At 44.1% G+C, this 22,487-nt stretch carries 16 protein-coding genes and 1 pseudogene; 6 read left to right on the top strand and 11 right to left on the bottom strand.

Annotation, left to right across the window (positions count from 1 at the left end):
* Positions 1-81: 81 nt before the first annotated feature.
* From BLCOC_RS08285 to BLCOC_RS08270, 4 genes are all read left to right on the top strand, one after another.
* Entirely contained in the window at positions 82-1,734 is a 1,653-nt protein-coding gene (locus tag BLCOC_RS08285; protein ID WP_115624983.1) for a diguanylate cyclase, read from the top strand.
* Between the two features lie 18 nt (positions 1,735-1,752).
* Complete coding sequence (locus tag BLCOC_RS08280; RefSeq protein WP_018593618.1) at positions 1,753-2,115, top strand: Hpt domain-containing protein; 363 nt, start codon at positions 1,753-1,755, stop codon at positions 2,113-2,115.
* A 5-nt stretch (positions 2,116-2,120) separates the two neighbouring features.
* On the top strand, positions 2,121-4,679 hold the full coding sequence (locus BLCOC_RS08275) for a hybrid sensor histidine kinase/response regulator (protein WP_115624982.1): 2,559 nt from the start codon (positions 2,121-2,123) through the stop codon (positions 4,677-4,679).
* 249 nt (positions 4,680-4,928) lie between these two features.
* On the top strand, positions 4,929-5,450 hold the full coding sequence (locus BLCOC_RS08270; RefSeq protein WP_242999064.1) for an RNA polymerase sigma factor: 522 nt from the start codon (positions 4,929-4,931) through the stop codon (positions 5,448-5,450).
* Between the two features lie 22 nt (positions 5,451-5,472).
* Here the strand turns inward: BLCOC_RS08270 and BLCOC_RS08265 are convergent, their stop codons facing one another.
* The 8 genes and pseudogenes from BLCOC_RS08265 to BLCOC_RS08230 all read right to left on the bottom strand — a co-directional run bounded on the left by BLCOC_RS08265 (position 5,473) and on the right by BLCOC_RS08230 (position 17,116).
* Positions 5,473-9,240 carry a phosphoribosylformylglycinamidine synthase gene (locus BLCOC_RS08265; protein WP_115624981.1) on the bottom strand — a complete coding sequence of 1,256 codons (3,768 nt, stop codon included), beginning with the start codon at positions 9,238-9,240 and terminating at the stop codon, positions 5,473-5,475.
* A 225-nt stretch (positions 9,241-9,465) separates the two neighbouring features.
* On the bottom strand, positions 9,466-10,041 hold the full coding sequence (locus tag BLCOC_RS08260) for a hypothetical protein (protein ID WP_115624980.1): 576 nt from the start codon (positions 10,039-10,041) through the stop codon (positions 9,466-9,468).
* Positions 10,038-12,305, bottom strand: coding sequence for a CRISPR-associated endonuclease Cas3'' (locus tag BLCOC_RS08255; RefSeq protein WP_115624979.1), 2,268 nt, complete (start codon positions 12,303-12,305; stop codon positions 10,038-10,040). Before BLCOC_RS08255 ends, BLCOC_RS08260 begins: the two co-directional genes overlap by 4 nt.
* A complete protein-coding gene (locus BLCOC_RS08250; RefSeq protein ID WP_115624978.1) occupies positions 12,305-13,180 on the bottom strand; it encodes a type I CRISPR-associated protein Cas7 in 876 nt (291 codons plus the stop codon). Before BLCOC_RS08250 ends, BLCOC_RS08255 begins: the two co-directional genes overlap by 1 nt.
* Entirely contained in the window at positions 13,173-15,317 is a 2,145-nt protein-coding gene (locus BLCOC_RS08245) for a type I-C CRISPR-associated protein Cas8c/Csd1 (protein WP_165907209.1), read from the bottom strand. The genes BLCOC_RS08250 and BLCOC_RS08245 overlap by 8 nt, the downstream gene beginning before the upstream one ends.
* The gene (locus BLCOC_RS08240) at positions 15,307-15,498 is read right to left on the bottom strand and encodes a hypothetical protein (RefSeq protein WP_242999125.1); all 192 of its coding nucleotides are present in this window, start codon (positions 15,496-15,498) and stop codon (positions 15,307-15,309) included. The genes BLCOC_RS08245 and BLCOC_RS08240 overlap by 11 nt, the downstream gene beginning before the upstream one ends.
* Positions 15,499-15,768: 270 nt before the next feature.
* Positions 15,769-15,909, bottom strand: a pseudogene (cas5, locus tag BLCOC_RS27540) (CRISPR-associated protein Cas5); the annotation flags it as partial.
* Between the two features lie 1,057 nt (positions 15,910-16,966).
* Positions 16,967-17,116: a hypothetical protein gene (locus BLCOC_RS08230; protein WP_165907210.1), complete on the bottom strand. Its 150-nt coding sequence runs from the start codon at positions 17,114-17,116 to the stop codon at positions 16,967-16,969.
* 32 nt (positions 17,117-17,148) lie between these two features.
* Between BLCOC_RS08230 and BLCOC_RS08225 the strand changes: the two genes are divergently transcribed.
* On the top strand, positions 17,149-18,393 hold the full coding sequence (locus BLCOC_RS08225; RefSeq protein ID WP_115624975.1) for an MFS transporter: 1,245 nt from the start codon (positions 17,149-17,151) through the stop codon (positions 18,391-18,393).
* 21 nt (positions 18,394-18,414) lie between these two features.
* Positions 18,415-19,296, top strand: a complete 882-nt coding sequence (locus BLCOC_RS08220) for a LysR family transcriptional regulator (protein ID WP_115624974.1) — start codon at positions 18,415-18,417, stop codon at positions 19,294-19,296.
* A gap of 17 nt (positions 19,297-19,313) precedes the next feature.
* On the opposite strand, the gene BLCOC_RS08215 is transcribed toward BLCOC_RS08220, so the two are convergent.
* Genes BLCOC_RS08215 through BLCOC_RS08205 form a run of 3 tightly spaced genes read right to left on the bottom strand, consistent with a single transcriptional unit; the run spans position 19,314 to position 22,486 of the window.
* The gene (locus BLCOC_RS08215; RefSeq protein ID WP_115624973.1) at positions 19,314-20,069 is read right to left on the bottom strand and encodes an ABC transporter ATP-binding protein; all 756 of its coding nucleotides are present in this window, start codon (positions 20,067-20,069) and stop codon (positions 19,314-19,316) included.
* Positions 20,070-20,071: 2 nt separating this feature from the next.
* Positions 20,072-20,857 (bottom strand): ABC transporter ATP-binding protein, encoded by a 786-nt coding sequence (locus tag BLCOC_RS08210; protein WP_115624972.1) that lies wholly within the window; start codon positions 20,855-20,857, stop codon positions 20,072-20,074.
* A 27-nt stretch (positions 20,858-20,884) separates the two neighbouring features.
* A complete protein-coding gene (locus tag BLCOC_RS08205; RefSeq protein WP_115624971.1) occupies positions 20,885-22,486 on the bottom strand; it encodes an ABC transporter substrate-binding protein in 1,602 nt (533 codons plus the stop codon).
* Position 22,487: the final 1 nt, after the last annotated feature.

Below are 22,487 nucleotides of genomic sequence, written 5' to 3'. Positions count from 1 at the left end.
CTTACCAATATGGATATTGCCAGTATGTAAGGATAACATTTATAATAAAAATGCGAAAATATTAGGAAAGCGTTAAGTATCATGGATAAACAAAAAATTTTAATTGTGGACGATTCAGAAATGAATCGAGCTCTTTTGGTAGATATTTTGGAAGAGCGATATGATGTGGTTGAGGCTGAGAATGGTGTAGAAGCAATTTCTCTCCTTTCAAAGCAAAGGGCTGATTTCTCCCTTCTGCTTCTGGATATTATGATGCCTGAAATAGACGGATTTGAAGTATTAGCTTGCATAAACAAATACCATTGGAATGACACCTTCGCTGTTATTATGATTTCTGCTGATGACACTCCTGCTAATATAAAGAGGGCCTATGACTTGGGCGCTTTTGACTATATCAGCCGGCCTTTTGATTCAACCATTGTCCAGCGTCGAATTTCTAATACGATGTTTTTATACGCAAGGCAGCAGCGCCTTGAAAAAATTATTGCAGAACAATTTCACGAGCAGGAAAAGAATAATAAGTTGATGATCTCAATTCTGTCTCATATTGTGGAATTTCGTAATGGAGAGAGCGGCCTACATATACTGCATGTTAATACGATTACAAAATATTTGCTGAAGCAGTTGGTTCAGCTGACAGATCAATATCCTTTGTCTAAAGCAGATATTTCTTTGATCAGCACTGCTTCTGCGCTGCATGATATTGGGAAAATCTCAATTTCAGATGCAATATTAAATAAACCCAGCCGACTTACGGCAGAGGAATTTGAAGTGATAAAAAAGCACTCAGTGATCGGTGCTAACATGCTGTTAGACCTGCCCATAGAGCAGCAGGAAGCTCCGCTTGTCAAAGTGGCTTCTGAGATCTGCCGATGGCACCACGAAAGGTATGATGGCAATGGTTACCCGGATGGATTAAAGGGAGACGAAATTCCCATAGCCGCTCAAGCGGTTGCGCTGGCCGATGTATACGATGCCTTGACCAGTGAGCGATGCTATAAGAAAGCTTATCCACATGAAGAAGCTTTGAAAATGATTTTAGAAGGACAATGTGGTGCATTTAATCCTACCCTTTTACTGTGCCTGCAAGAAATTGCAGATACACTTGAAAACGAGCTAATGGATGTCTCCCAGGAACAAGAAACTAAAAATATTCAGGATATAAGAAATAAAATAGACTACGATAGGCTGTTTTCCTATGAAAAATACACCGTCTTGTCTCGCAAACAGCAGCAACTGCAGTTATTATATATTGATTCCTTAACCAGTATTTACAATCGCCGCTATTATGACGAGCATTTTCAAGGCGCAGATGATATTCAGGCAATGGTTGTAATAGATGTAGATAATTTTAAGTACATCAATGATAATTATGGCCACGATGTAGGCGATATCGTATTGCAGAGCATTGCACAAACTGTTTTATCCTGTGTGCGAAAAACAGATGCAGTTATTCGTTATGGCGGCGATGAATTTGTAATCATCTTTTTCGGTATACCTCAAGAGATATTTGAAAAAAAACTGGAGAGGATCAGGTATTCTGTTGATGGTCTGATAATTGACGGACATCCAGAACTACATATGTCTGTAAGCATAGGTGGAGCATATGGAAGCGGAACCGCAAAAAAACTGTTCAAAGTTGCAGACAATATGATGTATCAATCAAAAAAACAAAAAAATCAGGTGACCATTTGTTTTCTGAACGAGATGGTAGGCAGCGCAGACGGCATTTAAAAAGGAGGAATTGTGATTATGAATCTAAAAGATTGTTATATAAAATTTGGCGGCGATTTTGATGAAGTGCTGGGTAGACTGCGCCGTGAGCAAATCGTTCAGAAATTTATGTATAAATTCCTGGACGATAAAAGCTTTCATTTGTTTGAAGCGTCTATGGAGAATAAGGACTATGAAGAGGCTCTAAGAGCCGTTCATACACTCAAAGGAATTTGTCAAAATCTTTCATTTACCAGATTGTTTGAAAGCAGTAGTTTGGTAACAAACGCATTAAAAGAAAACGATTGGAATAAGGCTGTCGATATGATGCCGAAATTATCAAAGGATTACTATGAAACCATCAATGTTATTAAAGATTTTAAGAATTCCAGGGAGGAATAACATCAATGAGAAATAGTAAAACCAAGGATTCTACAACACGTTTTCTGATATACAGTTTCATTGGACTATTAATATTTAGTATTATTATTTTCAGTCTGCTCAGAATCTATATGAACCGAAAAAGTAAAAATGCCGTTTATGAAATTGGAAATATTTATATGTCTGGAATGAATAAAGAGATGTCCAGACACTTTGAAACTGTGATTAAACTGCGTTTTGATCAGGTCAGCGGCGTTGTTTCTGTTGTTTCAGCAGATAATCAGGATAAGGAGACTCTATATGAGGAACTCATCTTCAGGGCGCAGGTTAGGGGATTTGACTATTTAGCGCTTTGTTCTGTCGAGGGAGAGTTTCAGACAATTTATGGAGAATCCATACAGCCACTTAATCCAGAACCTTTTGTAGAAGCATTATTGCATGGAGAACAACGAGTCGCTGTAGGTGTTGATTCTTCTGGAAATGAGGTAGTATTGTTTGGCGTTGACGCTGCTTATCCGATGAACAATGGCGATAAGAGCACGGGCCTGATCGCAGCTGTCCCTCTGGAATATGTTACCGACTTCCTTTTCTCAGCGGATGACGGGCAGTTAATGTATTATCATATCATCAGGCCAGACGGTAGTTTTGTAATACAGAACTCTAACACGGAGTTGTGTCATTTCTTTGAACAACTACAAAAGCAGCTTGATTCTACGGCCAAGGAGTTATCTGTAGAAAATTCAGTTAAAGAATTTGGTGCTGCACTAAAAAACCATAAAGAATTTACCACAACACTTGAAGTGAATGGTGAGGAACGGCAAATATACGGTATATCATTACCCTGTTCTGAGTGGTATTTAGTGTCGGTTATGCCTTATGATATATTGGACGATTCCATAAACAATCTGAGCAGCCAGCGTATGTTCATGACATTATTGTCTTGTGCTTCTGTTTTGATTATCCTAACATTGATTTTTCTTCGGTATTTCTCCATAACCCGTTCTCAGGTGCATGAATTGGAGAAGGCCCGGCAGTCGGCTCTTGAAGCGAACAAAGCCAAAAGCGAATTTTTAGCAAATATGAGCCACGATATCCGTACGCCCATGAATGCAATCGTAGGCATGACCGCAATTGCCACAGCTCACATAGATGACCGAAAACAGGTACAGAACTGCCTTAGAAAAATTACATTATCAAGTAAACATCTATTAAGGCTGATCAATGATGTTTTGGATATGTCTAAAATTGAAAGCGGGAAATTAACTTTAACAACAGAACAAATTTCATTAAAGGAAGTTGTTGAAGGAATCGTTAATATTATGCAGCCACAGGTTAAGACAAAAAGGCAAACCTTTGACATACATGTTGAAAATATCTTAACCGAAAATGTGTGGTGCGATGGAGTACGCTTGAATCAGGTTTTGTTAAACCTTTTATCGAACGCAACAAAGTATACACCGGAGGGCGGTTCGATACAATTATCCCTCTCTGAAAAAAAATCTCCGAAAGGAGAAAACTATGTCCGAATTCATATTAAGGTCAAGGATAACGGAATTGGTATGTCGCCAGATTTCCTGAAAAAAATATATGAATCCTATAGCCGTGCAGATGGAGCCAGAATACATAAAACTGAGGGTGCTGGTTTGGGAATGGCGATTACTAAGTACATTGTGGACGCGATGGAGGGAACCATTGATATAAAAAGTGAACTTGATAAAGGCACCGAGTTCTTTCTCAGCTTTGATTTTGAAAAAGCGGTTGCTGAGGAGATGGATATGGTCCTTCCCTCGTGGAATATGCTGGTGGTTGATGATGACGAATTGTTATGTGAGACAGCAACGGACACGCTAAAATCTATCGGAATAAAAGCAGAATGGACATTAAGTGGAGAAAAAGCGATAAATCTGGTAATTCAACACCATAAAAAAAGAGATGATTATCAAATCATTCTATTAGACTGGAAACTGCCAGGCATGAATGGGATTCAGGTTGCAAAGGAAATCCGACGTAATTTAGGAGATGAAGTGCCGATTTTGCTGATTTCTGCATATGACTGGAGTGAATTTGAAGCGGAGGCTCGTGAAGCAGGTATTAGTGGTTTTATTTCCAAACCCCTTTTTAAATCCACGCTGTATCATGCTTTGCGTCAGTATATGGACGCTGAAACAGAAAATGATCAGACATTGAACCCCAATATCGATCTATCCGGACGTCGTATTCTGCTTGCTGAGGATAATGAACTAAACTGGGAAGTTGCTAAAGAATTGCTATCCGATTTAGGGGTGGAACTGGATTGGGCAGAGGATGGCCTGATCTGTCTGGACAAGTTCCAAAGATCACCAGAGGGATATTACGATGCCATTCTTATGGACATACGGATGCCGCATATGACAGGGTATGAGGCCACAAAAGCTATCCGTGGACTGAATCATCCTAACGCCCTATCTGTTCCAATTATAGCTATGAGCGCAGATGCTTTTTCTGACGACATACAGCATTGCCTGGAGTGCGGTATGAATGCCCATATAGCAAAACCGATCGATGATATAGAATTGACCCGCTTACTAAAAAGGTATTTAATCTAAATCTAGCACTAAAAGCGCGTGTCCGAAGGCACGCGCTTTTCAGACTGTAGACAAAACGGTTCGCGGACATGACATCGCGAACCGTTTTGTCTACAGTCTGAGCAAGGGCAGTATCCACGCGATACTGCCCTTGCCTTTTTCTATTTATTTTTTGAAAATTGTATCGTTCCCCTTTAATTTACAGGTTCTCTAATCTCCCATAGATAAGAGGGATAAACCCTCTAATACAAAAATCGGAGATGTTCTATTATGGTAAAAGCCATCAAAGTAATTCATCTGGCTCCCGGGGAATCCGTTTTAATCACAGCGGCCCTGGCCCTACGCCACCTTGTCAGGCTGCCGCAAGCTGTCCTTATGCCTGCGGCGAACCAAAACAGTTCTATGATACTCATGCAAAACAGACGCCGAAAGAGATCATCGCTTTTTTTCGCGTTGCATGAACTGACGACGGAACCTTTGGAGCAGACCTATGAACGCATAGAACAGCTGCGGGAAATACAGGCCGTTCTGCAAGATATTCCACCGCAGCAACGTGAGAGATTTATCCTGCATTTTGCCTACGGTTACTCTTACTCGGAGATTGCCAAAATGCAGGGGTGTCATAAGGCGGCTGTCATGCGTTCCGCTAAATCTGCGTTGAAAAAATCCGTGAAAATCTGGCTGCCTGACTATCAACTTTTGCCCGTTTTCTCTCCTAACCACGCGGTTTTTTTGTTATATAAAATATATTACCGGTTACTATTGCGCAGGTCTGCGCATCTGCTGCGCTGAACGGCTGCCATTACCGAATCATTTATTTAAAATATTCCACACCGGATTCAAAAATCTGAATATCCTGCTCACCATAAATATTCATGGCCACACCGCAGTCACGGCGCTCACTGTGAGCCATCTTGCCCAAAATACGTCCGTCAGGGCTGGTGATACCCTCAATAGAAGCGTAAGAACCGTTTACATTCCACTCTTCATCCATAGTCACATTGCCGTCCAGGTCACAATACTGAGTAGCTACCTGACCGTTTGCAAAGAGCTTCCGGATCCACTCTTCATTTGCCACAAAGCGTCCCTCACCGTGAGATGCAGGATTTGCGTAGACATTGCCCAGTACAGCTTTCTGCAGCCATGGGGATTTGTTGGAGACCACTTTTGTGTAAACCATTTTGGATATGTGGCGTCCAATCGTGTTGTATGTCAGAGTCGGGGAATCGGCTGTCTGTCCTGTGATCTCTCCGTTTGGTACGAGTCCCAGCTTAACCAGTGCCTGGAATCCGTTGCAGATACCAAGAGCAAGGCCGTCTCTTTCGTTGACCAGTCTCATAACCGCGTCTTTGATCTTTGCATTCTGGAACGCGGTTGCGAAGAATTTTGCGGAGCCGTCCGGTTCATCACCTGCTGAGAATCCGCCCGGGAACATTATGATCTGTGCCTGGTCAATGGATTTTTCAAAGGCTTCAACAGAATCACGGATATCCGCTGCATCCAGGTTCTTGAATACTTTTGTAATAACATTTGCGCCGGCTCTCTCAAAAGCTTTTCTGCTGTCATATTCACAGTTGGTTCCCGGGAATACCGGAATAAATACAGTTGGCTGTGCAATCTTATGCGCGCAGATATGAATGCTGTCTGCTTTGTACAGACCTCTGTCCTCATCCTTTGTAATGTCATCTGTCTCGGAACCGGAACGTGTCTTGAATACCTTCTCAAGAGGTGCCTTCCAGGTTTCCAGGGCCTCTGCCATGGAGATACTCATATCTTTATATTCGATTGCTGCCTTGTCTGTCACTTCACCGATAACCGTATATGTGACAGCCAGCTCACCTACTTTGTCTGCCTTCACTTCACAGATAATATCACCGAATCCTGCGCTGAACAGATCTCTCTCATCTACATTATGCTCGATCTTAACACCCATCTGGTTTCCGAATGCCATTTTGCTCACTGCTGACGCGATACCGCTGCGGTCGAGTGCATATGCAGCCACAACTCTGCCTGCCTGAATGTCCTCATGCAGCTTGCTGTACTGTTCTTTCAAAGCCTCGAAGTCCGGAAGATCGTATTCTGCTTTGGGAGCGCGCAGCCATACCAGCTTGTCCCCCGGTGTTTTCAGTTCCGGTGTGATAATGTCTTTTTCTTTTGCAACATCCACAGCAAAGGATACCAGTGTAGGCGGCACATCAATTTCATTGAAGGTACCGGACATGGAATCCTTACCGCCGATAGAGGGAAGACCGAATCCCATCTGTGCGGCATAGGCACCCAACAGGGCAGCAAAAGGCTGGCTCCAGCGGTGGGGATCTTCTGTCATTCTGCGGAAATATTCCTGGAATGTAAAACGGATCTTGCTGTGGTCGCCGCCTGCCGCAACGATTCTGGCAACAGATTCCGTCACTGCGTAGACAGCACCGTGGTATGGACTCCAGCTTGACAGATACGGATCAAATCCATAGCTCATCATAGTGACTGTCTCTGTTTTACCATTTAAAACAGGAACCTTGGCTACCATAGCCTGTGTCTCTGTGAGCTGGTATTTTCCGCCATAAGGCATCAATACGCTGCCTGCTCCGATGGAGCTGTCGAACATTTCCACAAGGCCTTTCTGGGAACAGGTATTTAAGTCAGAGAGAGTATCCATCCAGCGTTTTTTCACGTCAACGGATTCCTCTGCCCGGTCCAGAACATTTCCTTCTCTGTTGGGAACGTCTACATATACATCTGTCTCCTGATGAGCACCGTTGGTATCCAGGAATGCTCTGGACAGATCAACGATCGTGTTTCCTCTCCAGTTCATTACAAGACGCGGACTTTCCGTTACCACCGCTACCGGAATCGCCTCCAGGTTCTCCTCTTTTGCGTAATCCAGGAACTGCTCAACATCTTTTGGATCTACCACAACTGCCATACGCTCCTGGGATTCAGAGATCGCGATCTCTGTTCCATCCAGACCGGCATATTTTTTCGGCACCTTGTCCAGATCGATCTGCAGTCCTGCTGCCAGCTCGCCGATGGCAACAGAGACACCGCCAGCACCGAAGTCGTTACATTTTTTAATGATCCTGCTGACTTCCTCTCTTCTGAAAAGTCTCTGGATCTTTCTCTCCGTAGGGGCATTACCTTTCTGTACCTCAGCACCGCAAGTCTCAATAGATTCTTCTGTGTGCACTTTTGAGGAACCTGTAGCACCACCGCATCCATCACGTCCGGTACGACCGCCCAGAAGGATAATGATATCATTGGGGTCAGAGTTCTCACGGATAACCGCGCGTCTGGGAGCAGCACCTAACACGGCACCGATCTCCATACGTTTTGCCACATAGTTGGGATGATACACTTCTTTTACATATCCTGTAGCCAGGCCAATCTGATTTCCATAGGAGGAATAGCCATGAGCCGCACTTCTGACCAGCTTCTTCTGCGGCAGTTTTCCCTTCATGGTATCTTTTACAGACACTGTCGGATCAGCCGCGCCGGTCACTCGCATTGCCTGATATACATAGGTACGTCCTGACAGCGGGTCACGGATAGCACCGCCAAGGCAGGTAGCAGCACCGCCGAAAGGCTCGATCTCTGTGGGATGGTTATGTGTCTCATTTTTAAAGTTGATCAGCCATTCCTCTTCCCTGCCGTCCACATCAACAGGGACAACAATACTGCAGGCATTGATCTCGTCAGACTCTTCCTGGTCCTCAAGCTTTCCTTCTGCCTTTAATTTTTTCATTGCCATCAAAGCCAGGTCCATAAGGCATACAAACTTGTCATCCCTGTCTTTGTAGATCACCTGACGGTCAGCCAGATATTTTTCATACGTTTTTACAATCGGCTCTTTGTAATCGCCCTCGCCAAATACCACATTTTTCAGCTCTGTAGAGAAAGTGGTATGGCGGCAGTGATCTGACCAGTAAGTATCCAGTACGCGGATCTCTGTCATGGACGGGTCACGCTTTTCTTCATTTATAAAATAGTTCTGGATGTGCTGGAAATCCTTAAAGGTCATAGCCAGATTCAGGGAGGAATACAGTTCCTTCAGCTCCGCCTCAGGCATCTCCCGGAATCCTTCAAAAATCTTCACATCAGCAGGGTCATCAAAGTTTGCGACCAGTGTCTCCGGCTTCGCCGCATCTGCCTCTCTGGAATCCACAGGGTTGATACAGTGTTCCTTAACAGCCTCAAACTCCTCGTCAGAAATATTTCCCTCGATCACATAGGTGGTTGCAGAGCGGATGATAGGTTCCTCATCTGCCTTTAAGAACTGTATGCACTGTACCGCGGAATCTGCTCTCTGGTCAAACTGTCCCGGAAGGAACTCTACGGAAAATACCCTGTCCCCTTCCTTCTTCTCAAATGTTTCCTGATATAATACATCCACCGGAGGCTCAGAAAATACACAGTTACATGCTTTCTCAAATGCCTCATCGGAAATATTTTCTACGTCATAACGAATCAAAACGCGGACTCCTGCTACGTCCTTAATGCCCAAATACGTGCTGATCTCATGGGAAAGCTCCTTTGCCTGTACTGCAAAAGCCGGCTTCTTCTCTACATAGACACGTCTTACACTGCTCATGTTGGCTCCTTTCTGCCTTTTTCTTCGGCACACCAAAACCCGTACTGCGGTTTTTATGGATAGTGTTTGGATAGTGTTGTTTTGCGGCGGAGGTAATTTACTCCATGGGCCGCTTTCGTTACTATCATAACATGGATCGCTTCATTAATAAAATTAATATATCTTATATTTTTTATAATTACCACTAATATATAAGTACAGAAAACATCTATACAAACACTGGATTTATGATGCCGGGTAATAAACAGTGTTTTTTCCTGAACCACGCCTTTCTAACAGACCTTCTCTTGTCATTCTGCTTAATATATCTCTTGCTCTTCTCTGTTTTATATGCAAAAGGGTCTCCGTTTGGGAAGAAGTAATATATCCATTTATTTTTATATGATCCATTATGATCCGATGCTGCTCTTTCGCATATAATTTAGATAATTGCTTTCCGGCATTACTCGAAATCTTTCCACTGTGTTCCGGCACTCTCCGGGCACTCTCTGATACGCTTCCGGCACTTTCCGGCACTGTTCCGGCACTCTTTGATGCGTTTCCGGCATTTTCCGGCACTGTTCCAGCACTCTCTGATGCGTTTCCGGCATTTTCCGGCACTGTTCCGGCACTCTTTGATGTGTTTCCGGCATTTTTCTGCACCGTTCCGGCACTCTCTGATACATTTCCGGCACTGGTTGTCAGTTCTAAGGGATTACCATCCGTTAATAATTCTTTCCGATACAAATTCACTCTGAAATCTCCATCATAATCCATTAATTCCGGCTCTTCCAGTTCATAATTTTTACATTCTTGAATCATTCTAAGTTTTCAGTAACCCACCCTTTTAGGTATCCCAATAATTCCGAATCATATTTTTCCGGCGGCAGATATCTTAACTCTGGAAATTCTTCAACTGCTGCAAGCTGCATTTCATCTGCAAGACTTTTGTAAATAGATACGCTCTTTTTCTGAAGCAAATCTCTTACTTCCTTTTTGTTTCCTGTCATGGCATTTTTCAGAATCTCCAAGTCAGTAATTGCCATGATTTCCTGTTCTTCCGGTATGATCTTAAACTTTTGAGCCAGCTCTTCAAACTGAAAAGATCGCTCTGCAGACAATAATTCTGATTGTTTACTGGCAGTTCCAAAACTTCGCTTACACTCTTCCCGAAACGCATAGGTTGCTAATTGTGAAGGCGAAAAACTTTTCAGAGGATCCCCATCGATGCCCTCCTGGATCATTTCTGTCCATACTTCTCTCGAAAGCTTCAGTCCTTTATTCTCCGGTACCTTTGCTTCATTCAATGTAAACGCCCACAGACCTGCATTATCGTATTCTCCATTTCTATTGATCCTCCCTGCAAGCTGTAAAAAAACGGTACAGGAAAACGTACGGCAAAACCCATTTCTAAATGATAGATTTAACCCCATACTCGCATACGTGGTGCAAACTAACGTCCAATTTTCTTTTAAAGGGTCTTTGTTCTCATCTTTGAGTTTTTTCTCCACATCTTTTAAAATACGTGCGCTATCCTCCGGCTTGAACACATTAGATAAATGATAGACTTTATGTCCTTTCATTTTAAGCCTGTAAGCCGCCAATGCGGAAGCCTTGCGTGTGTCCATCATCAATATCCTTGGACCTCTTTTGCTCAATACAAATTCCAATAAACTATCCAGTTCATTAAAATGATGCTCCGCAAATTCTTCTTTAGATATTCCAAGATAAATCCTGTTTTTTTCCTGTTCCTCCAGTGACTTTCTCAACGAAGACGGCAGCAGCTCTTCTGGTTTCTGAATATTATGACAACTGGCGCGGCTGCCTTTATAAACCTTCTTAATATTTATATTATCCCAAAAACGTATCATAGTTCCAGAAGATAATATAATTTTACATCCCCATACATTTGACAATTCTGTGAGCCATTGCCATACTATAGGAATACAGGTAACCGGAACCGATGCGTGGAACTCATCCAGAAAAATCCCGGAACCAGGCAGTTGATGAAGTTTTCTTAACCGCCCTGGCTTATTTGACGCGAGAGTCTCAAAGAATTGTACCGCTGTCGTGAGAATAATCGGTGTATTCCATGTATCAGCCAGCATTTTCAACTCAGCAGATGAATATTCAGCCCTGTGATGTAGTACAGCAATAACGTTCTTAGCAGACTCCCCTGGTAAAACAACTGCCTCATCCAGTACCTTCTCCACCTGCTCCAAAATATTTGTATAAGGCAATATTATAAATATATGTCTCAGCCTTTGCATTTTGGCACAGCGAAGCAGATGGGCTAAAAATGCCGTCGTCTTTCCGGTTCCTACTGCCGCATCTCCATTGAGCAGAGAATTGTTTATATCTGTTTTCTCTCTACACGCATAATACATTTCATGACGTCTGCGATTCCGCTCTTCATTACTTAAATCTACTGCACATTCCGCCTCTTTTTCTTTGATATATCTGTCAAGCGATGCCTGCCGTTCCTCCCATCGTGGAAAAATATCCTCTTTCGTCTCTCCTGCAGTATCACTCCAATCCGCGTCCACCAGGCATGACAGCATGATACGCATTTCCATTGCTGTAGGTACCTCTCGCTGCACATTCAGCCCGATCTCTCCTCTTATCTGCCTATGGATTTCCAGATACTCTTGAAGATGAGTCTCAATATGATTGATCAACTCCTCTTTTTTCATAATACAGTTTTGGGGATAATAGCAAAATAGTTCTTTTGTATCCCCATTCAAATCCGGAAGTCCAGGCATATGATGCCCAAATATCAATGCCGCCGCATATATATCCCTATACTCCTCATATAAGTATTTTGCGCCAGCAATCTGATGCGGTATTGGCAAAGCAATTTTCCTTTTATTTTCACGTAGAACCTGTTGATCCTCCTTGTCCAGTTTTCCTACATCATGAAACTCACCGGCCCAAAGTACCCTCTCTAATCTTGTATAAAGCACTTTTGGCACATAAGGCTGTATGTCTTTCAACATATCTTTTATAAGTTTTGTCACACCCTCGGTGTGATTCTCATATGTCTGTTCTCTCCCGCAGTTTACAGCGCTGTGAGCCAGTTTCTCCATCAGATCATCTCCATTAGATCAACAACAGGACCCGCCTTACCTTCCATTTTCTTATTTAAATCTTCAATACATTTTTTCATTTGTTCCATATCATAATCCCGTATATTATGTGCCGGTTTTTCTTTTTCGTAGGCATTTGGAGTCAGTGCCTCAATGATTTCAAAATCATTAAAACAGCCCCTGGCTTTCCTATGTTCAACATAAAAAGCATGGCGTATATTTACCTGTGCTCTGATATAGGAAGCAGTCTCCTGATATGCAAATGGCAAAACACGGAATAGGATCTGTATATCCAACCAGGTACACTGTGTCCGCCGTGCCATAGTGGCATTTACAAAAAATGGCATGGCATAAAGCCCATAGGGAACAATACGATACGCCAGAGGTGCCATACCTTTATCCCTGCCCTCCTGAGCCGGCAGAACCTTTGTTGTTGTCAGTCTCTCTATTTCAATCGGGGAAAGTGAAATACCAAGTCCAAATTGAACCACACCTGTATGAATAAATGTGCTATTCTGCTCCTTGCCTTCAAGGAAGGTTGAACCAAATACACGCGCATCCCAGTATTTGTCCAGAAATTCCTGCGCTGAAAGCTTTTTCACTTCTTTTCTGTCCGTTGATTTTTGTTCAAGAATATCATAATGATCAAACTCATCCTCTGTGATTCCCAGATCACTGCTGATTTCCTGCCACACAGGCCCTTCTTTATCACTGATCAGTTCCCTTATTTTGTGTTTAAAAGACACTGGTGAAATTTCTCCATATCCATCATTACGGCGTCTGGGATCGCTGTCCTGATCCGGATTACCATTTGGATTGGAATTCACTGCTTCGATCAACAACATACCTGTACCACGATGTAATTCATTACTCATTATCATGTTCCTCCTTTTTTTGATCTGCTTCCGATTTTTGATCTGCTTCCGATTTTACTGTATTTTTCTCCTTAAATGGAAGTGATGCCATATAACCGAATAATAATAACGTCTTTTCCTGGGAAGTCGGCTGCTTTGGCAGTATTCCTCCCCCATCTTCCATGATAGCTGAAACAGTCTTTTCAATTTCTCTGAGTATCCATCTTCCCCTGTCCTTTTTATCTGTCTCCGCCCAATTAATGTACATTGCAATTTTTTCTTCCAGACGTACCATTGCTTCCGTTGGTGTCTGCATAGCCATCTGAAGCACCGCATTTCCCATTAACTGCCCTGGAAGTGAATTGTTGCGCTCACTGATACAATATTCTTTATGGAGCTTATCTGCCAGCTTCAAAAGACGGCCTAACATAAACATAGTATCCATCATATATTTTTCCTTTCTGATTTCCAATTTATAGAGCAAAATACCCAGCAAAGCTGCCGCTGTACATACACGTTTCATATATTCCTCTGAAAATGGCTGTTCTTTCCCATATACGGTCTGAAAATATGCAGCATCTATCAATAGATCCTGACTTACATATAGAACCCTTTCCAATACGCTGGAGAAAAACCCCTTATCAACGGTTCTCTCACTAGCTTCCGGCAGAAAAAGATAATAGATTTCCTGTAAAGTCATGGAAGAACTTTTTCGCACGATCAATTCCCCCGGAATACTGCCTTGTCTGCTCTTATAATGAATCTGCATCAGCCTGCTGATCCCCGCCGGTCCGGGACAATAGGGACGATAGGAATGGATTTCTTTCCCGTCTTTATTCCTGAACTTTACCTTAAATACAAACGCCGGAAGATTTTCGGCCGCTTCCAGCCATGTATTCATATCTTCAGACAGCTGACTTTGGCTCATTGATCTGCTATAAGCTATCTGTTTGCGTCCTTTATCCAAGATCTCAAATAGCTGCAGATGCACCAGGGACGAGGGAGCGGAAACTTTCCTTTCTTTTAATATGTCCAAGACATTTTTACATATTTCCAAATATTTAAAGGTAGCTCCATCATCACCAACTGCGGCAGCCAGTTCTGCTTCATTTTGCGGGTCATCTTCCAGCCAGGCCAAAAGCAGCATAGGCGTTTTTTCGTTTTTTCCGGGAAAACTCGTCCATGTATATCCTTTCCGGGAATTGAGCATCAAAAATAACAACGCATCATTTATCTTCTGTACCTGCTGCTTTCCCGCAGAAAATGCCTGAATTCCTTCCATTCCATAATGTAACAGACATGGATTTGCTTTCGTGTTATTTGAAAAGAGATATGCAGGGCCAATTACCTGAAATTTGGGATTTGGATATTTCTCTTCAATTGGCACAACAGGGGTTCCTGAAAGTGCAGAAATAATACAGTGTTCATCTTTCTCTTTCTCACCAATATCTCTTTCTGCTTCCAGAAGGCACCGCACCAAAGCTTCTTCTGTTTCTAAACTAGCCACCGGACAGTCAACTTGAGATAATTCTTTAATATCAAAATAGCATAGACATTCTGCCGTATATTTTTGTTTTTTAGAGTTGAACCCTCCAACTAACATCTTTTTAACAAGATCCGATTCGCTTTTATCTAATTCCGATGCTTTTGATTTAAGAAAATTACGCAAAGCCTCATAAAATAATTCGTTTTTTTCATTTGGAAATCTCATGATCAACTTTTGTAATGCCTCAAGATTTGGATCATCACTTTCCATAACAGGTTTTAATTTTTCCTTCGTCCACGGTTTTATCTGAATCTCATTACTCTTAGGATTTTTATCATCGTAATCCAGTCCATATAATATCTGGCGCCTCTCCTCTAAATCTGCGGCATCCCATTTTTTCTCATCAAATGCTGCGGAAACCGTCTCCGCTAATAAAGGGATCTGTATACGTATTGCAGGAAACCTGTTATGATTTCCTTTTCCATGCAGCCAAAGTTCACCTGTTTCATTCTTATTTAGCAAACGCATAGAGACCGGAAATCCATCACTGTCCAGACGAAAATAGAGACATGGAAATTTACCCAATTTATACATATCACGGTGCGTATTATCATCCGAAAGCAGCCCCAGCTTTTCCAACGTACAGGAAAGTTGATACAGTTCATTCAGCATAACAGAGGACCCCCTCTCTGATTTGAACATTCTGAAGATATTGGGGTTTCAATTTCCCATCCACCTGTCTGTCGTACATGACATCCAGCATGGAAGGGATTTCCAGGTTAATGCTTCTATCCACAACCGTATCCGAACGCACCGGACCAAAATATCTCGGTGTAAATTCTTTCAGACCCATGCTTGGCATCCTATATAAAACCCCATTTGCCAGACGCCGCATAAAAACCTCTTGTAACTGATGCATAGGATTATGAACAGATGTGGGAGGTGAAAACCCTTTTATACACCCATATACTTTATAATCAACATTTTCTAGGACAGTAAGCATCAGTTGAAATGGCCCGCCCGACTTTCGGAGTGGTCCATTATAATTTTGTATATATTTATGATAAGAAATCGGACTGCATATTTCTACTCGTTCCGGCCAAAAATAAGCATCCCTGCTGAACACCACACACCCGAGCATTCCTATTATCGCCGACCTGGTAGGCGCCGGATAAGATAAAACCGAAGACCCAGAATCCGGACGCGAAAACAATGCACTGGGACCAGATATTTCAAAGGACCATTCATAACGTTTCTCAACCATTTTCTATAACCTCCTCTTACAGTCAAATTAAAAAAGCTGATCCCCAATGATTTACCAATGATCATTAAGCAGCAGCTCATTATGTATAAATTATATTAATCTAAAAGTTTTAATGCATTAAATATTAATAAAGCTTTCTATTTCGCCACTTATATTACCTCTGCATGAACCCAATACGATAATAACCTGTTTTCAAAGAGCAGAATAAAATCAACCGAAGAATAAGGCTGCCGCTTAAAAACCATATCTAATACGGCAGCTTATTTTTCTTATAGCACTACAATATTTCTAAATTTCAATTCACATCACCGCAAAGATGACGACTTGGCATCTAAAAAAAGAGTTAATATCTTTTTACAATTTTACTCCACGCCAAGCACTTAAATTTTTACATTTTTATTTTAACATAAACTAACAAAAACAGCAATTGAATTCTTAGATATATTGTATATTGAATTTCTAGAAGGTTTATTTTATAATATAATTGCTGTTGACTTTTTCCAGCAGGAGGGAGGTGTCATAATGCAATACATAGTATCCTTTCTGATTTCTGTTTTGGCTGGTATAATATGCTATTATATCGGCAAATGGTTAGACAGAAAATAAACTTCAACAGCTAGCCTGGGTTATTCTGCCCTAAAAGTAAAAAAAGAATCCCCGAAGAGCCACCACTCTTCGGGGATTCCCTTTGTGTCATAATACACATAGTATCTTTCCTACTAATAATATACTACAACATATATATAAAAATGTCAAGTCGACAATTTTTATCAACAAAGCAAATAATACCCTCAAAAAACAGAATCCTTAAACCCTCTTAAACAACCACCTCCCCAAAAAACAACCACGCCATCCCCCACACCCAACAACTCCATATCCTGCCGACATCCAAAACCAGGAAGTGTATGGGAGAGGGGCCGGGGAGCCATATGCCTGTGAGCGATGTACAGTGGAGCGCCAGGGAGACCCACCTGCCCCAGATACTTAATGAAGAGGCCTCTGCCGATGAATTTAGTATCTGGGAGCTGGTTAGCTCCATGGCAGCGGAACGCTTCGCTCACAGGCATATGGCTCCCCGGCCCCTCTCCCATACACTTCCGTCCGCTTCCAGTTTTCTGTCCGCTTCCAGTTTTCCGTCCGCTTCCAGTTTTCCAAAATGTTTTTCCCCAATCCCATTGACTTGTCCCACCCCCTTTGCTAAACTCAAATAAGCCATCACTATTACAAAGGAGACTCCACATGAAACTAACCGCGAAACACACCATATACAGCTGCTATCTCGGCTACATCACACAGGCAATCGTCAACAATCTGCCGCCCCTTTTGTTCCTCACGTTCCACAACCAGTTCGGCATCTCACTGGAGAAGATCAGCCTGCTGATCACCGTGAATTTCTGCATCCAGATCCTCATAGATTTCCTGGCACCGGGAATCATAAAAAAAGTGGGATACCGGGCAGTAGGAATCACATCCTTCATTGTCACCACCCTTGGTCTTACAGGCTTTGCCTGGCTTCCTTTTCTTCTTCCCAACGCCTACACAGGCATCCTTATCTGTATGGCGTTCAACGCAGTGGGCGGCGGTATCTTGGAGGTTATCGTAAGCCCCATTGTGGAGTCCTGTCCCAGTGAGAATAAGGAATCTGCCATGAGCCTTCTCCACTCCTTCTACTGCTGGGGGCACATGGGCGTGGTAATCCTCTCCACCCTGTTCTTTGTGGCAGCGGGCATTGATTCCTGGCGGTATCTCCCGGCTCTTTGGGCTTTGGTTCCGCTGTTCACCTGTCTGATGTTTATTAAAATCCCCATCTACAGCATTGAGGGCGATGACGAGGAGACGAAAATCCCCGGAGGGATTTTCAAAAGCGGTATTTTCTGGGTCCTCTTTCTGCTGATGATATGTGCCGGTGCATCGGAACAAGCTGTAAGCCAGTGGTCCTCTCTATTCGCCGAAGACGGGCTCGGGGTCAGCAAGACAGTAGGCGACCTTCTGGGCCCCTGTGCCTTTGCCTTTTTCATGGGACTTTCACGGCTTCTGTACGGAATCAAGGGCGATAAGCTGAATATCCGCCACGGCCTGCTGGGTACCAGTGCGCTGTGTATCGTTGGATATCTCATCACCAGCCTGTCCCCTATACCGCTTTTATCCCTGGCCGGCTGCGCACTTTGCGGCTTCTCCGTGGGTCTTATGTGGCCCGGAGTTTTCTCCCTGGGCGCAGCCCTCTGCCGGGGCGGCGGCACTATGATGTACGCTATGTTTGCGCTGGCCGGTGACGTGGGCTGTTCTGCCGGACCGTCTGTTGTGGGATTCGTAACGGATGCGGCAGGCTCCATGAAGACAGGTATCCTGGCAGCCCTGATCTTCCCGGTGATCTTATTCCTGATCATGCTGGGACTGCACAAAAATTCCGCAAAAGAAAAGCATCCTGCAGACAAAAAGACAGCAGACACTGCCGCGGCCAGAGACTTAAGGAGCCAGGAATAGGCTCAGAATGAGAGGAATTTTATGGATATCAGCTTTGAACTATATAAAGTATTTTACCATGTAGCTTCCACCCTGAGCTTTTCGGAGGCTTCCAGACAGCTCTTTATCTCCCAGTCAGCGGTGAGCCAGTCCATAAAATCCCTGGAGCAGAAGCTTGGGCACCCTCTCTTTGTCCGCAACACAAAAAAAGTGGAGCTGACCCCAGAGGGAGAGACTCTTTTCCGCCACGTGCAGCCGGCTGTCTCTCTGCTTCTCCAGGGTGAGAACCAGCTCATGCACACAGCTTCCGCGGAAGCGCCTCTCAGGATCGGGGCCAGCGACACTATCTGCCGCTATTTTCTCGTGCCCTATCTGCGGCGTTTCCACCAGGAATTCCCGGATATCCATATCAAAGTCACCAATGCCACTTCCATTGGATGTGTGGAACTGTTGGAAAACAGACAGGTGGATTTCATTGTCTGCAATTATCCCAACTCAAGGCTTCGGATAAAAGAACACTACAAGACAATCCTGACCTTCCGGGATGTCTTTGCCGCAAATAAGCATTATTTTGACTTTACGGACAGGAAACTGTCCCTGACTGAACTGCACCGGTACCCCCTCCTCATGCTCAGCAAAAAGAGCACTACCAGTGAGTTTCTGCACAGCCTCTTTCTCCAGAAAGGCCTGAATCTCACACCTGAGGTGGAACTGTCCAGTAATGACCTGCTTCTTGATCTGGCGTACATCGGCCTTGGGATCGCCTTTGTGCCGGACTTTGTCCTGGAGCAGAGAAAAAAAGGACTGTACCGCCTTGAAATAAAAGAAGAGCTGCCCGAAAGGCATCTGGTTCTGGCTTACACCGAACAGCAGAGCACCTCCGCGGCAGCTAATAAATTCCTGGAATATTTTAATAATGCCTGATTTATAAAAGGCAGACCTCACAACACAGAATCGATCAATAATTTTGTATACTCTTGTTTCGGATGAATGATCACCTCATCCGGGGTGCCTTCTTCCACAATTTTCCCCTGGTACATCACCAGCACATAGTCACAGAAATTCTGTACAAGCGCCAGATCATGGCAGATCAGCAGAATGGAAAGCCCCATTTCCTCCTTCAGCCTTTGAAGCAGTCCTATTATCTGGGACTGCACTGTCACATCCAGAGCGCTGGTAGCTTCATCGCAGATGAGCAGACGTGGTTCCACAGCCAGCGCTCTTGCTATAGCTGCCCTCTGACACTGACCTCCGCTGACTTCATGGGGATAGCGGGCCGCGTACTTTTCTTCCAGCTCCACCATAGCCAGCAGTTCTCTCATCCTCTTTTGTGCGTCTTTTCTCTTGATCCCGTAATTTATCATTCCCTCCATAATCCCATCACCCAGACTTCGCCTGGGGTCAAAGGAATCCTGAGGTGTCTGGAATACTATCTGCACATTTTTATACAGATCTCTCAACTGTCTTTTTCCGGCTCCCATCATCTCCTGCCCATACAGAAGAATACTTCCCGAGTCCGGTTCTGTAAGGCGTGTCACCATCCTGGCTGTAGTGCTTTTTCCGCAGCCGCTCTCCCCCACTATACCCACGCAGGAGGCCTCCCCCACAGAAAAGCTCACATCATCCACAGCCGTATATGCTTTTTTTGCCTTATAAAATGTCTTTTTCAAATTTTTTACTTCCAGTATTTTTCCCATGCCTAACCTCTGTGGATCCGCAGCACAGCGCTGATCAGCCTGCGGGTATATTCTTTTTGGGGATGGTGCATCACCTCTTTTGTATCACCATATTCCACCAGTCTGCCCCTGTGCATGACAGCCACCTTGTCCGCCATATATTCCACCACGCCAATATTGTGTGTCACAATAACAATGGTTGTGCCGAACAGTTCCCTCATCTTCATCATTTCCCGCACTACCTGAGCCTGCACCGTCACATCCAGAGCGCTGGTAGGCTCGTCACCAAAGAGCAGGGACGGCTGCAGGATCATGGCCATCATGATGCCCACTCTCTGATTCATGCCGCCTGACAGTTCAAAGGGATAGCTTTTCAATATTCTGTCCCCGTCTGCCAGCTTCATTTTATCAAACAATTCCATGGCCCGCTCCCTGATCTCCTGTCTGGATATTTTCTCATGTTGGAGAACTGCTTCAAAAAGCTGGTCCTGTATCGTGCGGATGGGACAAAGGGATGCCCCTGTATTCTGGAATATCATTCCCATCTGAGGCCCCCGCAGTCTGCGCAGTTCTTCCCCTCTAAGCGCTGTGATATCCTGGTCCTTATACAGGATACGGCCTCCGGTCACTGCTCCGTCACTGTCCAAAAGTCCCATGGCAGCTTTGATCAAAGTGCTCTTTCCGCTGCCGCTCTCCCCTACGATTCCAAGGATCTGCCCCGGCTCAATGGTCAGGCTGACATCTTCCAGAACAGGTTTTCCCGTATAACACACCTGCAGATGTTCCACCGCTAAAATCGGCTGTCCCATATCTTTGATCCTTTCTTTCTGTGTCTCTTAGTTTTTATCCAGATTCACTGTAATTTCATAATAATCGCAGGGATGTGCCTCCAAACCGGTTACTCCTTTTGCGGATACTATTGACATTTTCAGATGTGAGGCAAAAATAAAGGCATTGTCATCCAAAATAGTCTGTGTCATCTGCACCGCCAGCTTTGCCCTCTCATCCGTGTCAAAGGTAGACTTCATCTCTTTTTCCAGTTCCTCCAGCTTGTCACTGTGATAACCGCCGCGGTTTTTTGAAGATTCATCCAGACAGTGTGTGGTAAAAAAGTATTCCGGATCACCTGTGGGTGCGCAGACAAACGCGCCTGCATAAATGTCCCACTCCCCGCTGTCCAGAAAACTCTGAAAATCGGCTGAACAATTCACATCCACCTTGATACCGATCTCTTTTAAAGTGGCCTGCACAGATTCCGCAAGCAGCGGAAGTTCCTGCCGGCTTGGATATGTGACCCAGCGGATCGTCAGGTTCTCTCCGTCCTTGTCCACATATCCGTCCCCGTCGCTGTCCTTCCAGCCTGCCTCTTCCAAAAGCTTCTTTGCTTTCTCAGGTTCATATCCCGGTGCCGTAACCATATCATCTCCAAAAGCAAAGTTTGCCGGGAAAGGTCCTGCCGCCGCTGTGCCGTTTCCATCCAAAAGTGTCTTGGTGAAATTTTCTTTATCAATTGACATGGCAATGGCTTCTCTTACCTTTTCATCCTGAAGCGCCGGAGTGTCATAATTGATCTGTCCAAAGAAGGAGCGTGAAGTTTCTACCGAAGATATGGTATAGGAATCTCCCGAAAACAGCGGCAGACTGGCATAGGGAAGGCCATAGGCCGCGTCAAGCTCACCGGACTGCATAGCCATGGTCATGGTATCCCCATCCGAAATAGTCTTAACATGTATGGTATCCAGCTTTGGCTCCCCATCCCAATAATTTTCATTTTTCACTAAAGTAAGGCCTATATCTGTCTTTACCTCCTTGGCAGTATAAGGCCCTGTTCCGGACACATTACCGTCCTCTGTAACGCCGGCATCCATGTCTATGATACATCCATAGGGATCTGACAGGTAATTGATCAGCGCGGGAACGGGTTCTTCTGTGACTATAGTCAAAACCTGGCCATCCGCCGTAGTTTCCTTGATCTTTAGATCTCCTTTTGCCCTCTCATGAACACTTACCAGGTCATCCAGGCATTCCCTTACTGCCTGGGCGTCCAGTTTGCGGCCGCTGGTAAAAGTCACATTTTCCCGCAGAGTGATCTTCCAGGTATTTTCATCCACCAGTTCATACCCTTCTGCAAGCCATGGTTCTGGTTCCATTTCCTTGGAATATTTAAACAGGGTCTCCCCAATGCCATAGCGGATACAAGCCCATCCGGAATACCCGTTGTGAGGATTTACATCCGATTCATCGTTCTCTGCATTGAATGTGGTATCTCCGAAATTCAATACCTTTCCTTCTCCTGACGCGCTGCCCTTTGTCTCTGTTTCCGTCCCTGCTTTCTCTTCTGTGCCGCTGCCGCCGCAGCCGGATAAAACACCTGTGGTCATACAGAGGGCCAGTAATACAGCCCCCGCTTTCCTGCTGAACAATCTCTTTTTATACATG

It is taken from the genome of Blautia coccoides, from assembly GCF_034355335.1.
Classification (GTDB): domain Bacteria; phylum Bacillota; class Clostridia; order Lachnospirales; family Lachnospiraceae; genus Blautia; species Blautia producta.
Note: the sequence above shows the minus strand (reverse complement) of the source record. Positions and strands in the feature narration are given on the sequence as shown.